Origin of the sequence: Dokdonia pacifica (assembly GCF_900188275.1) — a bacterium.
Taxonomy (GTDB): Bacteria; Bacteroidota; Bacteroidia; order Flavobacteriales; family Flavobacteriaceae; genus Dokdonia; species Dokdonia pacifica.
On the sequence record NZ_FZNY01000002.1, the window covers coordinates 295,140 to 311,594 of the forward strand.

Here is a 16,455-nt window from a genome sequence, read left to right on the forward strand (position 1 = left end):
TATGCGTTATAATATATTTATAAAAAGTATAGGGATATTTATTTTCTTAAGCTTTTCAGCTTTAGGGTTTGGACAACAGTCATTGACTACAGAAGTGATTGATTTATTTGAGGTATCTACAAATAAATCAATAGCTAGTCAATACTTATCCCCCAAACAGGAAGGGTACATTTTACAACTTAACGAATCGCGATTTGGTAAGTTTATGAATGATGATAAAAAAGACTTTGCATTTACATTACCATCTCCAAGTGGTCGTGATAAACCTATATCTGTTCTATTAATGAAATCTCATATCATTGAAGATGGAGCCAAAGGTTTTACTAGTGATGGGAAACAGGTTTTTGATCTTGAAAGCTTAGGAAGTCATTATTGGGGTAGTATTTCGGGTGAACAAACACAAGTTGCTATATCTTTTTTCAATGATGAAATATATGGTTATTTCTCTGGTATTAATGGTAACTATAATCTTATCCCTTTGAAAGATGCCGGAAAGGGAATGTATATCTTCTATAAAGAAGTAGCATCTACAGAAAGTCTTGAATGTGGAATGACAGATGAAGAAAATGATAATGCAGCAAATTACACGCCACAAAATAAAAATACAGATATCCGCATACAACGACATCCCATTCGTATTTCGTTAGAAGCAAATAATGCTGTCTTTATGAATCCAAACGTTGGTAATGGTTCTGTTAGTCAGACAATAAGCATTATGCTCTCTCAATTTAATCAAAGCGCCATGGTTTTTGCTAATGAAGAAATTACGATGTGGGTTTCTGAAGTAAAAGTAGAAACACTTGGATGGACAAACCCAACAACTGTTTTCCCTGGGCCTGGTATGACAGGTGAAATAACTTACAATGGGCAAGTATATTGCGAAGGTGCGACCTCTCATTATTTAGCTCAATTTCAAAATGAACGAGCAAATGTGTATAATGGTGATTATGCCTATTTGTTTGTAAATAATAGTTGCTTTGCCGCTGGTAGAGCCGCGACTATTGGAGGGTTTTGTGATAATCCAAATACTTCCAGAATGGGTGTTGGGTTAATTCCTGCGCCGTTACCTTCAGGTTATGAATTGCCAAGTATACATCCTCGCTTAACTATATTTCTACACGAATTGGGGCATCTCTTTGGTTCTCCACATACTCGTAGTTGCATTTGGAATGGAAATGGAACAGCATTAGATGCTGGCCCTAATGGTGATGCAAATAATTGTTATAATGGTCCAAATCCTGCTTATTATACCATTATGGCCTCTGGTGGTGGTGAAAATGAATGGAGGGATTATAACTTCGTTAGAGGATTTGGCGTACAACCTGGTCAACGTATCAGAGATAGGATTATAGAACATATAGATTGTTTTAATGAACTTACATTTTGTCAAGCAAATCGCTACATATTTCATAGAATTTCTGATGAGACTCCCGTAGATTACAATGCCTTTTATCAAGCATTACAAATACAAGCAGATAATGATATTGTAAATAACTCCAAAGCCATATATGTAGCACAAGAATATATCCAACTACTCCCAGGTTTTGATGTTTCATCCAACTCTGAATTTGATGCTATTATAGTAGATGATTGTTTGGATTATGAAGATGTAGATGCACAAACACAATCTGCTATTCCTACTGATGATGTACCAACATTTGACGTAAACATATACCCAAACCCTTCTAATGGAGAATTTAGTGTAGCAATAAATAAAGAATTAAAGCAACTAGAATATGAACTTCTGGACTTAAGTGGTATGCCATTATATAAAGTAAGTTTACAAGAAAAACAGGTATTTAAAGTAAATTATAGAAATTTAAAAACAGGTGTTTATATATTAAGAGTAATTTCTGAAGGAAAAATTGTCATCAAAAAAATCATTATAAACTAATTAAAAATTGTTTTTAAATTATTAAAACCACACTTGTAATAAGTGTGGTTTTTGTGCATAAAGCTATTAGTTAATCAGTTATAAATATTTATTTCAGAATGTACAAGTATTTAATTTTAAAACATTAAACATCTAAACATCAATTTTTTACGTAAATTTAATAAGCCCCAAGTAGTAACCCAATACAAACCAAGCAATGACAACTACAAAACATATTCGATTTAAAGAATATTTGGAAAGGAAACACAAACGGCTTATCGAAGAGGCATATAATATTAGATACACCGATTCTAGCTTAAGTGATGTTTTGACATATGAAGCGCTACAACTAGATCAGAAATTAAAATTTTTACAATTCTAGCTGTAGACGTAATTTTTTAAAATAATCAAAAGCTCCCAATAGCCTACTCCCATACCAAGAAAAATATTCTCCATCTACCAGCACTATTTTCGCATTGGTATATGGCGTAATTTCTTTTATGTGCTTTTCAGCGAAAGGAAATGGTTCTGAAGACAAAAAGATATAATCTAGATTTTGAAGTTGATTTAATTGTATCTCTGGATATCTCCCTTCTTCAGATAAAAATACATTATCAAAATGACACACTCCTAATAGATAATTAATAAACGTATCCGCCCCAGCTGCCATCCAAGGGTCTTTCCAAATGAAATATCCTACTTTTTTACGAGGCATTACACTAGGGATCTCTTTCTGAAAATCTTGGTATTTACGCTGAATATTTTTGACTAAACTAGTAGCTATTTGCTCCACTTGAAAAATAGTTCCATACATTGTAATGAGCGAAAGTGCATCCTCTAAATTTTTAATATCAGAAACATGCACAGGAGCTATCATTTCCATATCACGTACAATCTGTTCGGTATTTTCTTCTTTATTACAAAGAATGATGTCAGGCTGTAATGCTTTTACTTTATCTATATGTATCTGTTTTGTCCCACCAACAACCTTCTTTTCTTTGATGAGGCCCACTGGATGTACACAAAATTTTGTGAGACCAATGATATGATCACGTAACCCTAAATCTACCAATAATTCTGTTTGACTAGGTACTAAGGAAACAATACGCTTAGGAGTTTTAGAGAATTGAAATACTCTTCCTAATTGGTCTATAAACTCCATTAAAGAAATGTATTAAAGCGTTTGGAGAATTGCTTGCATGGCTTCTTGCATACTCTTTGCTGCTTCACGTGCTGCTTGTGCAAAATCTTCTTCCTGAGATTTATAAATAATCCCTCTAGAAGAATTTACTAAAAGGCCAATATCTTTTGTCATACCATACTTACAAACTTCCTCAAGACTACCACCTTGTGCGCCTACCCCAGGAACTAATAAAAAAGATTCAGGAATGATAGCACGTATATCTGTTAGGTATTCTGCTTTTGTAGCTCCTACCACATACATCAAACGATCACTGTTTTCATACGTTTTTGAAGTCTCTAGTACTTTTTTATAGACCTCTTGGTTTCCAATTTTTTGTGTTTGAAAATCAAATGCCCCTTTATTAGAAGTTAATGCAAGTACAATCGTATGTTTTCCTTCAAAGGCAAGAAAAGGTTCTACAGAATCACGCCCCATATAAGGAGCAATGGTGATTGAATCAAAATTAAGCGTTTCAAAAAATGCTTTTGCATATCGGGTAGATGTATTTCCGATATCTCCTCGTTTTGCATCAGCAATTGTAAACTGCTCAGGGTAGTTATCATTAAGATAATTGATTGTTTTTTCTAAAGACTTCCATCCTTCAAGTCCGTAGGCTTCGTAAAAAGCAATATTAGGTTTATAACCTACACATAAATCTTGTGTAGCATCAATAATTGCTTTATTAAATTCAAAAATAGGATCTTCTTCTTTTAATAAATGTTTTGGAATTTTATCCAAGTCAGTATCTAATCCTACTACTAAGAAAGATTTTTTTTTATGTATTTGACTAACAAGTTCTTGAGTGGTCATTATAATTCGCCTTCGTTTGCTTTTAACTTCTCTGTATTTTCTACCAATTGTAACTCATCTAATATCTTCTGGATATCTCCATTTACAATGTTTTGAAGATCATACAATGTCAATCCAATACGGTGATCTGTTACACGCCCTTGTGGATAGTTGTAGGTTCTAATCTTTGCACTACGGTCTCCACTACTTACTTGGGAGTTACGCTTTGCAGCATCTTCTTCTTGTTTCTTAGCAAGCTCAAGATCATACAAACGTGAGCGTAATACTTTAAAGGCTTTTTCTTTATTCTTATGCTGTGATTTTTGATCTTGACATTGTGCCACTAAGCCTGTAGGAATATGTGTTAAACGTACGGCAGAATAGGTAGTATTTACCGACTGTCCTCCAGGTCCTGACGAACAGAAGAAATCTATACGTACATCTTTCATTTCGATTTGTACGTCAAATTCTTCGGCTTCAGGAAGTACCATTACAGTAGCAGCACTTGTATGAACACGTCCTTGTGTTTCTGTTTGTGGTACACGTTGTACACGGTGTACGCCAGCTTCAAACTTCAACGTCCCGTATACATCTTCTCCAGTGATTTCAAATTGGATTTCTTTAAACCCTCCTGAAGTTCCTTCAGAAAAATCAACAGTACTGTGACTCCATCCTTGTTTACCATCTACATACTTGGTATACATTCTATATAAATCTCCAGCAAAAATACTCGCCTCATCTCCTCCAGTTCCAGCACGTATTTCTACCACGACATTTTTAGCATCTTCTGGATCTTTAGGAATAAGCATCATTCTGATTTTCTCTTCCAATTCTGGAATAGCAGATTTTGCCTCATCCATTTGCATTTTAGCCATTTCGACCATCTCTGCATCACTCCCATCAGAAATAATCTCTTCTGCTTCGGTAAGGTTATCTGTATACTCTATATATTTTGCGCGCTCATCCATAAGCGCTCTTAAATCTTTGTATTCTTTATTGAGCTGAACATATCGCTTTTGATCAGATATAATATCTGGTTGAATGATTAAATCACTCACTTCATCAAAACGTTGTTTTACTATCTGTAATTTTTCTAACATAATTGCCTTCTGCTTGCCGCGAATTTACAATTTTCAATTGATATTTTCTTTGCGTATCATTGCTTTTGATCTTATATTTTTAATTAAAGAGTACTTCATATTAAATCAATAGAAAAAATAGGGTTCGGTGGCGGATGCCATTGGTGTACTGAGGCTGTATTTCAGACCATCAAAGGTGTAAAAAAAGTGGAGCAAGGTTTTATTGCTTCGACAGCACCTAATGATACCTTTTCAGAAGGGGTTATTGTACATTATGACGCTCAAATTATTCGTTTAGAACAACTTATAGAAGTTCATCTGCATACCCATAATGCTACGAGCGATCATAGTTTTAGAACCAAATATAGATCGGCTATATATTATTATCATAAGGAGCAAGAGTTCGCTTTCGCGAAAGCGTTATTAGCTTTACAACCGCAATTTTCAGAACCTATTATTACGAAAGCACTTCCACTGGTTACTTTTACTCTTAATGATGAATCTTTCTTAGACTATTTTAAAAGAAATCCCGAGGCACCTTTTTGTACGCGATATATTGATCCTAAGCTAGAAAAATTACAGAGGAAGTACACAAATTGGATTAAGGATTTATAAATACTTGTTTTTTATCAATGGTGATACGTTTACCATCTTTTAAGACAAATTCAAAGCTCTTTCCTTCTTTACCCAGTTGTTTTTGATACTTATTGAATTCACAAAAATCTGTAAATGTATTTCCGTTGAGACTTATGACTTCATCACCCTGTCGTATACCAAGATTCCATGCTTCACTGCCTTCTTTAATTTGTAAAACAATCATTTTTCCATTCTTCACTACAGCGGCACACTCATAATTCCAAACATCGCTTTTAACGGTAGCATCAGAAACATAAAGTTGATCATTACGTAAACTCATAAACAAACGTTTCCCTTTCCATAAACTATTTCCAATTTTAGTGCTTTGATTCCCGTAATCTACAGCTGGAGAAAGCGTCACACTCCCTGATTGCAATTCTGGTAATTGTACCGTTGTATTATAAGTCTTGGTAAGTGTACCATTCACATCATAAAAGCCACTATACATAGCCGTTGTTGGATATTGATCTATACTCAATAAGTTGTACGCTGTTTTATTTACATCTGAATCTCTAGCACCCGTATCTAATAAAAATTTAATTTTCTTCCCATTCATTTCCATAAAAACTGAGGGACGATTATTGGTGAAGTCAAAATCTAAATTGTGCATATCTTTGACTTCCTCAGGATAAAAATCTGGTGGAGACATAATGAGTATTTTATTTTCAAAATCTATGGTCCAATTAAAATGCTGTGTGATGTCTACACCTAATATACCGTCTATATTATAACAAGTAAAGATCTCACTATCATTAGCTTTTAAAATTCTGTGTTTCGTAATTTCTCTACTCCCTAATTGAATCTTTCCGCTTTTATAGAAACGCATCTTCGTTCTTGAACCATTAGAAGAATTTACATTTGTTGTTTTTGAGGTACGTTTTAAATTATCTTCCACCCAAGAAAAACCTACAGTTGCTTGTGCTCCTGTATCAAAGGCAAACTGTTTTTCTACACCATTAAAGCTGATAGGGATTGTAATAATTCCCAAATCATTTCTAAAAGGAATAGTATCTTGAAATACGACTGGTTTTTGTGCTTGAAGCGTTATAGCGAAACCGCATAAAAATAAAAGAATGATGGCTTTTTTCATAAGTAGTGAATGGTCTATACTAAATAGACCAAAATATACTATGATTGTTACAATCTAGGAAAGTAAATTCTTATTATTTCTTGATATATATTACGCACAATACACCCTCACTCTCACATCTAGTTAATTGGTAATTAATTATCTAGCAGTAAATATTTTTTTAAAACACTTAATTGTGTCGGTACTTTTATTATTGAAATTGAAAACCTATTTGAGTTAATTTTTCATCTTTAAACCCAACTACAACTATTGTTTTTTCCTTATTAGGATCTGTCATATACATGCCTGGCATTAAAGAAACTAAATCAATCACTTTAATTTCAGATAGGATTTCATTTGTAGTATTCATATCAAACTCAATACTGTCAATTGATAATTTACCTGTATAGGTTGTTTCTGGAAAGGTTTTATCTCCATCCCAGTTAAAATTTGCTCCTATAAATATCAGATTGTCTTTATAAAAATGCATCGCTATTCCTAGATCAGTATAATGATAGGTCATTTTTCCAGTTGGATACTCTTTATAAAGTACGGGTTCTCCTAATAAAGAGGTAACCTTTTCTAAATCTGAAGTTTTATCAATTTTTTCCCCATTAAGAATTACTTCCTTATTCTCATTAAATATGATTTCTGGAGTATTCTGTGCAGATACTAGTGATACAGTAAAAAGAGTGATGATTAAAAATAGTGTGTTTTTCATGTTATTACTTAATTTTATTAATATTTCCTATATGTGTCTTAGAATAGGAAATCTTACCCTCTAATTAACTAATTAATACGTAAACGTTCCTTTATCACTCGTAATCGTCAATTTCTTTCCAGTGTCACTCGCTTCTACCCTACCAACAATCTGTGCCGGCACATTAAAAGACTCAGAAATAGCTATCAGCTCTTTTGCGATAGTTTCATTACAATAAATCTCCATACGATGTCCCATATTAAATACTTGATACATCTCTTTCCAATCAGTACCACTTTCTTTTTGAATTAAATCAAATAATGGTGGTACATCAAAAAGGGTATCCTTGATAATATGAAGGTCTTCTACAAAATGTAAAATCTTGGTTTGTGCTCCACCACTACAATGCACCATTCCATGAATATCAGTTGCATTATATTTTGAAAGTATTTCTTTAATAATAGGTGCATAGGTACGTGTAGGAGAAAGCACCAACTTCCCAGCATCTATAGGGCTGTTTTCTACAGTATCCGTTAGTTTTTTTGAACCGCTATATACCAATTCATTAGGAACAGCAGCATCAAAACTCTCAGGGAATTTCTCGGCTAGATATGTATGAAATACATCATGTCTTGCCGATGTCAATCCATTACTTCCCATACCTCCATTATACGCTGTTTCATAAGTAGCCTGACCAAAAGATGCCAGTCCTACAATCACATCACCCGGTCTTATATTTGCATTATCTATGACGTCACTACGTTTCATACGAGCCGTTACGGTAGAATCTACAATAATCGTACGTACTAGGTCACCTACATCTGCTGTCTCTCCTCCTGTAGAATGGATAGTTACTCCAAACTTTTTTAAATCTCCTAATAGCTCTTCGGTTCCATTTATAATTGCCGAAATCACTTCACCAGGAATCACATTTTTATTACGTCCTATAGTAGATGACAGAATAATATTATCTGTAGCGCCTACACACAATAGGTCGTCTACATTCATAATAAGTGCGTCTTGTGCAATTCCTTTCCAAACAGAGATATCACCCGTTTCTTTCCAATACATATACGCTAATGCCGATTTTGTACCTGCTCCATCTGCATGCATAATCAAACAATAATCATCATCTCCCGTCAAGTGATCAGGAACTATTTTACAAAATGCTTTCGGAAATAATCCCTTATCTACATTTTTAATAGCGTTGTGTACATCTTCTTTTCCTGCAGATACGCCTCTTAGCGCATAACGTTTTGAAATATCTTGGCTCATAAGTTATTTTGAAGTCACAAAAATAGGTATAATTATGTAGATTTTTCTAGTATACGCTTTCGCGAAAGCGTATAAAACCATAAATAATGACTGAAAATTCTTACCCACTTTTAAGAACCTGATGTCTTATGAATATATAATCTATAATTACATCTAAAAATATATTTTAAAACCTTCTTTTTACGTATTTTAGAATGGTGTATATATTCCCCCCTTATACATTAAAAAACAGTTATTAAATTGAAATCAACCAACTTCATCGGAGTAGCTTCTGCGCTACTTTTATTATTTTTTGTCGGGAATACATATAGTCAAACACAAGATGTACTTGGTCACGGATTTGACATACGATATATAGATCCATTAGACTGGGGTAATTCGTCTAAAGGAAAAGTACTTTTAAAAGGAACACCTGTCCGATCAGCCAACTCACAAAGCTTCCCTGAAACCCATGTATTTGTAACCAATTCATACGAGTTTGAGCGTAATGTTTTAGAGGCAGATACTATAGACTACCCATATATAGCTTATAATAGCAAAGCACACTACAAGCTCTATGACACCTCTGAAAACCCGGAGGTCCTTATGGTATATACAAAAAAGAAAATAGGAACTGAAACAGCGCTTCTGCCCACAAGAACAAGTATTCCAGATAGTGCATTTGTAGAAGATTTTAATAGACTAGGACGCGATATCACACCCAATGGATTTATTGCTAGATATGGAACTCATATGGCACAAGAAGTAGCTTATGGTGGTGTTTTTATACTTCAAAACTCTATTGCAAAAAATGATTATATCTATTCTCCATATGATAAGGATGCTTTTAAAGAAAAAGTCATTGAAGATATACAACAACAACAATTAAATAATGAAGATATAGATCCCTTCATAAACGCCAAAAAAGGAAGACCGTACACTATAGGTGGAGATAAGAATCAATTATGGTTTACTTCTTGGGAAGGTACTGTTTCTAAAAATACACAAGCACCTATTGAAGTGCGTATGATTCCAGTTGTAGAAATCTTACGTTCTTTATCATTACCGACAGTAGAAGAAAAATCTAAAAAAATAAAATTGCTGGATGATGCAACTACAGCGGCTATCCAAGAAGCTCGTGAGAACGTAAGCAAAAAACAAGCAAGCACCTTTTTTAAGAAATACTCATTGCGCTTTAAACAAGAGATCATAAGTTTTGTCAAGAAAAGTATGGGGCCTGTAAAAACAGATGGTGATGATTATACCGGAGATATATTTTTCGGAGGATTTTCTAAAGATGAAGCTTTACTTCATACCAAACCGCTTATAGAAAGAGGTGGCTTACGATTAGAAACACTTATTACTGATGAAGTCGTAACGCTAGATAAAAATGTAATAGTTACCATTAAGCCTGAAGATATCGAATATGGCTATATGAGTGTTTGGGATGATACCAAGAAATTATTCAAAAGTAAGGATAGAAAAAGGTTGCGAGTTGCTGGTTCTGAAGAAGCAAAAACGTATTATAAAGATGCTTTATTAAACAATGTCCAAAAAACAGTAACACTTACTTCTATAGACGATCATATTTACGAAGTTATATATACTATGGAACTTGTAAGAGAAACAGATCTTCTCAAGAATACAAATACACAATATAACTATGTTATTGATTCTGAAATTGTTGCTGCTGCTGCCACTGGAAATATAGAAAGACTTGAATCTCTCTTTTTAAGAAATGCTAATGTAAGTGCTCAAGGACTTATAGAAGCTGTTATAGTAAATAAACAGCCTTCTGAAATCCTTAATTATATTTTAGATAAAGGAGTAACGCCTACCACGAGAGATTTGGATGTTTTATTTGAAAGAGAACATTTTAATGAAGAATACGCACTGATTTTATTAGAACGTGGTGCTGCTCCAAAAAATAATATGATCTATAAAGCTGTTGCATACAAAAGTGCCCCAGTTGTTTATGCGCTTTTTAGAGAAGGCGCCCAACCTCGTAACAACGACCTTTCTTTTGCGTTACAACTACGCTACTACCCTACTGTTAAAGCGCTAATGAGTGAAGATTACGATGTCTTTGAGGCAGATATGGATCAATTATTACTCGCCATTGAAAATGAAGATAATGACCTTGCTAAAAAGTTTATAGAAATGGGAGCAACAGCTGATGCATCCATGTTAGAGAAAGCAATAAAAACAGAGGATATCGCTCTTAAAAATACAGTAATCCCTGTGACTGAAGCAAATCAAGAATCGCTTGAGGTTGCTGCTTCTATAGATGACGAAGCACTTTTTGAATACTTCATTGATAAAGAGGCAAAAATAAATACGAATGTAGCTGTAGAAATGGCCATCGATAATGAGAATGTGAATATTCTTGATATGGGATTAAAAAATGGCGGTGAACCATCTGAAGCATTAGAATATGCTATTAGTAAAGAGAACAAACCTGCTATTGAAGTTGCTTTAAAGAATAAAGCAAAACCAGAACCTGTATTTTCATATGCAATAGAAAGTGAAGACATACAGTTATTTGAAGATGTATTACTTACATATGGCGGTTCATATGAGGATGCATTAACAGCATCTGTAAAAGGTGACAAGCTAGCGTTTGCTCAATTAGTTTTAGCAGAAAATAATGACACCCTTAACACAAGCGAAGTTATTCCTATTGCTGTTGAAAATGAAAACTTAGAAATGGTAACGTTATTAGTAGATAATAGTGCTAATCCAACCGAAGGAATAGAAACAGCAGTTCGTGTAGAAAACATACCTATTGTACAGTATTTAATTTCTGAAGGTGCAGAAACACTAAGTCCCGAATTAATTATGAGTGCTGTAAAAGTGGAAAATCTTGAATTATCTAAAGTTCTCATTGAAGAAGGAGATGCAAATGTAAATGATGCTATTCAAGTTGCTGCTGAGACAGCAAACACAGATATTACGGCTTACTTATTAGATAAAGGTGCTACTGCAGATGATGCATTAAAAGATGCCATGGAAACTACCAATGAAGAAATTATTCTTATGCTTATGGAAAAAACTACTTCTATAGGTGACAATGCACTCTCTATAGCCTCTAGAAAAGGAAATCTAAATGTTGTAAAATACCTTTCGGAGAAAAAAGATTTTGATATCCAAGATGGGCTATTAGATGCTATATATTATAAACAGGATGACATATTAAATTATTTATTACAAGCTGGAGCAAAACCATCTCCTAAGTTAGTAAAAGATGCTATCTCTGTAAATTACATTTCTGGAATAAAAACACTTATAAATAATGGTGTTGATGTAAATCACATTTATGATACTAATGAAACAGCATTATTGATTTCTATAAAAGAAATCGCACCAGAAGACGCTGAACTAATTAGCTTTTTGTTAGATAAGGGTGCCGATATAAATGCGACAAATGGGTCTGGAGAAACAGCAATGCATCTTGCATTACAAAGAGGCCCGTCCTTTATTGAAGTTGTAAAAATATTAATGAGTAATGAAGCAGATTTAACTTTAAAAACAATAAAAGGGAAGACACCCTTAGATTATGCACCAAATAGAGAAATTAAGTCTTTAATCAAAAAGGGACTGAAAAACTATCATTAATACAATAATAAATAGTATTAAAAAAACCTCCAAGTATAAGAATACTTGGAGGTTTTTTTAATGTAGGATTAGAAATTTATTCCCAATCTGGCATATTAGCATTTGTAAATAACTCATCGTCATCAGGGTTATTCCCGCCTAATTCAAATAAGAATATAGCAGGAGGAGCTCCAATATTGTTATCTACTCTAGTAAATATAACATCACCTTCAGAAGGCGAAAATCTAGGATCTAAATCATTTTCTCCAGTAATTACATCGGTAGCAAGCATTGCGCTTGTAGCTAATGCGACATCGTAAATAAACAAACGACCTGAGAAGATCCTATACTGTGGGTTTTCAGAATTAGATATATCTCTTGAATATAAAATACGATCGCCATTTGCACTTATCTGTACACCTCCTGCAGCACCTTGTTCTCCTTCTAAAATTACAATTTCTTCTATTCCTGTAGATATACGTGCGGTAAAAATTCTAACTTCATATCCATTAATATTATTTGTCTTAATAAGCAATAAATCCTCATCAAATTCTTGAATATCTACTTCAGATATAAACGATCCATCCGTAGTTTGGTAAATAGCACTTAAACCTGTTCCATCAGGGTTTATACTATATAATGTATCAAAATATGGATAAATAATTCGATCACCATTAGGAGACCAAGTAAAATCAAGCTCATCTAGTCTAAAACCAGCAACTGGAATTGTAGAAGTAACTTGTTGTACATTTTCTCCGGTTAAATCCATTGTAAAAATATGTGCATCCCCTCCTACTGTTCTAAGAAATGCTATTCGCTGTGCTTGAGTACTCCTTCTAGGTCTGAAACTATTAGTTCCATCATCAGTAAGTTGAAATAAGTTTACGTCTACTTGAGAATTTCCAGTATCACCAGCTCCATCTCCAGAAAATATGACACTATTATCTCCTTCTTTCTTAACAAATAAAAATGGATTTGATGGAAATGCTAACGTTGAAAATTCACTGATAGTAGAAGAAACTGGAGAGTTTTCATCATCATCTACAGTTACTTGCCAAAAATAAGTTGCACCTAAGTTAAGATCAGAAACTGTAAATGTAGTATCCTGTTCTATAATGTAATTTTCAATTTCATTAGTAAATGCATTTCGCAATTCTAAATCATAAGTAAGAGATTCTGCATTAGATACAGAACTACTCCATACAAATTCTACTTCACTTTCGAGATCATTAGCCCCATCAATTGGAAACAATAATACTGGTGCAGATGGAGGATCATTTGTAATAGAAGCCCTATCTAATTCAAAAGCAACCGTTGCAATTTCATCAGGAATAACTGCAGCACCTTCGAAAGCAGTATCAAATCCGTCTAACTCTGCCATAACGGAATAATCATCTACAGCAATGTTTAGTAAAGAAAAGAAACCATTATCATCTGTAAAAACAGTACTTGAAGATGGGTTTGTAGTAATTTTGACATTACTTAATGGCATATCATCTTCACTAGAAATAACAGTCCCTGTTAAGCCACCTGTCATTTCCTCTTGTATCGTGTCTTCACTACAACTTGTAGTAAAAACAAACAATACCAAAGCAAATTTGTATAGTATATTTTTAATCTTCATTCTCTAAATCTTCTATATTTTCTTTCTTGGATTTATTTTTCCAATTGAAATTATAATTAACACCTATTCCAAAATTAAAATAAAAGTCATCTCTATTACCATTAATTCTGAAATCTAATTCATCACTTAGAACAACATTGTGTTCACCAAATAGCTTTATTCCAACTCTTGGATTTAATTTATATTGAATTCCTGCTCCATACTGTAGTTTGAAAAAAGCGCGACCAAACAATGTTTGTTCATTAACTGTTTCTCTAATATCTACGACAAGTCCAGGACCAGCATAAATAAAAGGAGCTAGATCATCCTTAGGAAGTAAATTAAAAACACCATTGATTCCTAAACTCCCAAATATATTTTGATACTGTTCGCCATTATTTAAATCAAAAACAGCTCCATCTATAGCAATATCAAAAAAGTTATTTATGTTGTGCTGATATGTAGCTGCACCATAAAACCCAAGTCGTTTTGTAGCAAAATCACCATCTATGAGGTTTGCGCCTCCAGATAAACTAATAGAGTTTTTATATTCTCTATCTACAAAAAGTCTATTATACAAAGCTTTGGACTCTTCAAACTTTTTATCTTCTAAATATTTATTAACTAATTGATCATTTACTTCTTTTCCATCTTTGGAACTCCATAATTGATCTTTAACACCTTCTATAATTAGATCATGAACTGCTTTTTCTATGGCATCTTTAACTGCAATTTGAACAGGTTCACTTTGAGTGATCCCAGTTTCAGCTTCTAGTAATCGTTGAAATTTTACAAATCTAAAAAAGTTACCACTTAAAGATTGAGATAAGATAGTTTTAGAAACATAAATGGTTTTAAGAATTTCCCCACTAGTAGTAGATACAGCTCTTAAGTATACAGTAATTCTATCTTGTCTATATTGAGAAGATGCACCAAGACCAAAATATCTAGCACCTATTCCTCCTGTAACAATATTGGTATCGTATGATATGATCCCACCTTCTAAAATAAGTCCCGCATATAATAATGGAGGTAATGGAGGTGTATTAGGATCTAAGTTTTTAATATATTCTTGTTTTGTATTCCTAATGATATTACGCTCTGTAGTAAGATTACTTAGATTTTCTCTTTCTATGGGTTTAAACCAACCTGAATCTTCTAACGCTTTAATTAAAATTGTAGTTCCCCCTTGCGTCACAGCTGTACTGAAAGTGCTTCCGTTTTCTACAGGTTTAAATTGCCCTGTTTGATCACTAAAATTATACACAGCCACCTCCAACTTTTGAGCGGCGTCTGGAAGATCTAGTAACTTATCAGTTGACTTAGAGAACTCACCCACCCTAGAAGGTTCTTGATATAAAGGTTGATTAAAATAAGACCCGCAGGAATTAAATATAACTAGTAGTACTACTAGTATAATCTTTTTAAAATAATGCATATTATAATACTAATTGCTCTTACTAATTAGGAACGATGACTTGTGTTTCCTCTCCGTTGGTAGTATCTAAAATATTGATAATAAGTCCTTCCCCGCTTTCAAATACTTCTACTGCTAGTGTACCAAATGTAAATGTTCCTGGTTCAGTTAAATCTCCTATCGAATCTAATTGCTGCTGTGTCAATGTCCGTGAGATTTGACTAAGAATTTGATTATTTAGATTATCGCCAAAGCGCTCTAGGTCTGATTGCTGATCTGCAGCATTTTGAGGGGCTGTAAAGCCATTTTGAGCTTGAGCTGAACCTAATAATTGCTGATAATTAAAAGTATCTCCTCCAAAAAAAGGATTGATAGGTCTATACACAAATTGTTGCGCACTCATAGACGTGACAACAAAAGCGACAAATAAAGTAATGATCGTGGTTTTCATGATAAAATTAATATCTTATAAATTGTTCATTCTGCTTTTCTAATCGATTGAGGAAAGATAACACTCTTTGAAGAGAAATTCTAACCATATTGGTAAGAAATTCTTTTCTAGGTTGTGCAAAAAATTGCCAAACCAGTTTTCCATCTACCTCTACAGTGATTAAAGTGTTTCTTCTTCTACCTGGAACTTCTTTAATTAATATATTTTTTGGGGATCGTATCTGTCTATTATAGTATTCACTATAAAACATTCTAAAGAAATCACGACCAGATTTTGTTAATGTTTTTTGTATAACCAATCCATCAATTTCATAACCATCTTGGGCTACGGCTTCATCTTGTGATGTTGCTTTTGGGGTATTTCTATTTAAATCAATAACCGTTTTACCTCCTTGTTCAAGTACAATTCTATCTTTACCTATTGGTTTATCATCTTTGTCATAAATTAATAATAACAAAATAATCTTATCATCAACGTTATAATTTACAGTTAAAGTTGATAACACTTTTTTTTCATCGCCTTTTAAAAAGAATAAATCAGTTTGATTATTTTTTACAACATTACCGTCTTTATCGGTTCTGAAAACTGAATAATCATACTTTAAATTAATGTCAGTAGAAGTCTTATTTCGTGCGGCTGCATGAAAGGTATAGAACTCGCTGTTGCGTTCTATTAATATTTTAGCTTGAATTTCTTTGTTGAAAAATTGGCCATGAGTAATGGCTGTATTAACTATAAGGAAAACAATAAGTAAAAATGTTTTCTTGATTTCATTGGTAGCTATTTTATGAATCAATCTCATAGCTT

At 33.3% G+C, this 16,455-nt stretch carries 14 protein-coding genes; 4 read left to right on the plus strand and 10 right to left on the minus strand.

Translation table 11 applies throughout. The features are described from left to right. Position 1 precedes the first annotated feature (1 nt). Positions 2 to 1,894 (plus strand): zinc-dependent metalloprotease, encoded by a 1,893-nt coding sequence (locus tag CHB80_RS08620; RefSeq protein ID WP_089371044.1) that lies wholly within the window; start codon positions 2 to 4, stop codon positions 1,892 to 1,894. 196 nt (positions 1,895 to 2,090) lie between these two features. Continuing rightward, on the plus strand, positions 2,091 to 2,255 hold the full coding sequence (locus CHB80_RS25130) for a Lacal_2735 family protein (protein WP_143337081.1): 165 nt from the start codon (positions 2,091 to 2,093) through the stop codon (positions 2,253 to 2,255). Here the strand turns inward: CHB80_RS25130 and CHB80_RS08625 are convergent. Genes CHB80_RS08625 through prfA form a run of 3 tightly spaced genes read right to left on the minus strand, consistent with a single transcriptional unit; the run spans position 2,244 to position 4,945 of the window. Further along, the gene (locus CHB80_RS08625) at positions 2,244 to 3,035 is read right to left on the minus strand and encodes an ABC transporter substrate-binding protein (RefSeq protein ID WP_089371045.1); all 792 of its coding nucleotides are present in this window, start codon (positions 3,033 to 3,035) and stop codon (positions 2,244 to 2,246) included. The genes CHB80_RS25130 and CHB80_RS08625 overlap by 12 nt on opposite strands. Before the next feature lie 12 nt (positions 3,036 to 3,047). Then, entirely contained in the window at positions 3,048 to 3,866 is an 819-nt protein-coding gene (pyrF, locus tag CHB80_RS08630) for an orotidine-5'-phosphate decarboxylase (RefSeq protein WP_089371046.1), read from the minus strand. Continuing rightward, positions 3,866 to 4,945, minus strand: a complete 1,080-nt coding sequence (prfA, locus tag CHB80_RS08635) for a peptide chain release factor 1 (protein ID WP_089371047.1) — start codon at positions 4,943 to 4,945, stop codon at positions 3,866 to 3,868. Before prfA ends, pyrF begins: the two co-directional genes overlap by 1 nt. Positions 4,946 to 5,062: 117 nt before the next feature. Here prfA and CHB80_RS08640 point away from each other — a divergent pair, with 117 nt between their 5' ends. After that, positions 5,063 to 5,539 carry a peptide-methionine (S)-S-oxide reductase gene (locus tag CHB80_RS08640; protein ID WP_317044269.1) on the plus strand — a complete coding sequence of 159 codons (477 nt, stop codon included), beginning with the start codon at positions 5,063 to 5,065 and terminating at the stop codon, positions 5,537 to 5,539. On the opposite strand, the gene CHB80_RS08645 is transcribed toward CHB80_RS08640, so the two are convergent. The 3 genes from CHB80_RS08645 to CHB80_RS08655 all read right to left on the minus strand — a co-directional run bounded on the left by CHB80_RS08645 (position 5,526) and on the right by CHB80_RS08655 (position 8,604). Then, the gene (locus CHB80_RS08645) at positions 5,526 to 6,650 is read right to left on the minus strand and encodes an aspartyl protease family protein (RefSeq protein ID WP_089371049.1); all 1,125 of its coding nucleotides are present in this window, start codon (positions 6,648 to 6,650) and stop codon (positions 5,526 to 5,528) included. The genes CHB80_RS08640 and CHB80_RS08645 overlap by 14 nt on opposite strands. 190 nt (positions 6,651 to 6,840) lie before the next feature. Continuing rightward, on the minus strand, positions 6,841 to 7,350 hold the full coding sequence (locus CHB80_RS08650; protein WP_089371050.1) for a DUF7738 domain-containing protein: 510 nt from the start codon (positions 7,348 to 7,350) through the stop codon (positions 6,841 to 6,843). Positions 7,351 to 7,422: 72 nt separating this feature from the next. Further along, positions 7,423 to 8,604, minus strand: coding sequence for an AIR synthase related protein (locus CHB80_RS08655; protein WP_089371051.1), 1,182 nt, complete (start codon positions 8,602 to 8,604; stop codon positions 7,423 to 7,425). Positions 8,605 to 8,844: 240 nt separating this feature from the next. Between CHB80_RS08655 and CHB80_RS08660 the strand changes: the two genes are divergently transcribed. Continuing rightward, positions 8,845 to 12,198 (plus strand): ankyrin repeat domain-containing protein, encoded by a 3,354-nt coding sequence (locus tag CHB80_RS08660; RefSeq protein WP_089371052.1) that lies wholly within the window; start codon positions 8,845 to 8,847, stop codon positions 12,196 to 12,198. A gap of 76 nt (positions 12,199 to 12,274) precedes the next feature. On the opposite strand, the gene CHB80_RS08665 is transcribed toward CHB80_RS08660, so the two are convergent. The 4 genes from CHB80_RS08665 to CHB80_RS08680 are packed head-to-tail and all read right to left on the minus strand — an operon-like array spanning position 12,275 to position 16,450. Beyond that, a complete protein-coding gene (locus tag CHB80_RS08665) occupies positions 12,275 to 13,801 on the minus strand; it encodes a carboxypeptidase-like regulatory domain-containing protein (RefSeq protein WP_089371053.1) in 1,527 nt (508 codons plus the stop codon). Continuing rightward, entirely contained in the window at positions 13,791 to 15,218 is a 1,428-nt protein-coding gene (locus CHB80_RS08670) for a CsgG/HfaB family protein (protein ID WP_089371054.1), read from the minus strand. Before CHB80_RS08670 ends, CHB80_RS08665 begins: the two co-directional genes overlap by 11 nt. 22 nt (positions 15,219 to 15,240) lie before the next feature. Then, entirely contained in the window at positions 15,241 to 15,648 is a 408-nt protein-coding gene (locus CHB80_RS08675; RefSeq protein WP_089371055.1) for a curli assembly protein CsgF, read from the minus strand. Between the two features lie 7 nt (positions 15,649 to 15,655). Further along, positions 15,656 to 16,450: a CsgE family curli-type amyloid fiber assembly protein gene (locus tag CHB80_RS08680; protein ID WP_089371056.1), complete on the minus strand. Its 795-nt coding sequence runs from the start codon at positions 16,448 to 16,450 to the stop codon at positions 15,656 to 15,658. Positions 16,451 to 16,455: the final 5 nt, after the last annotated feature.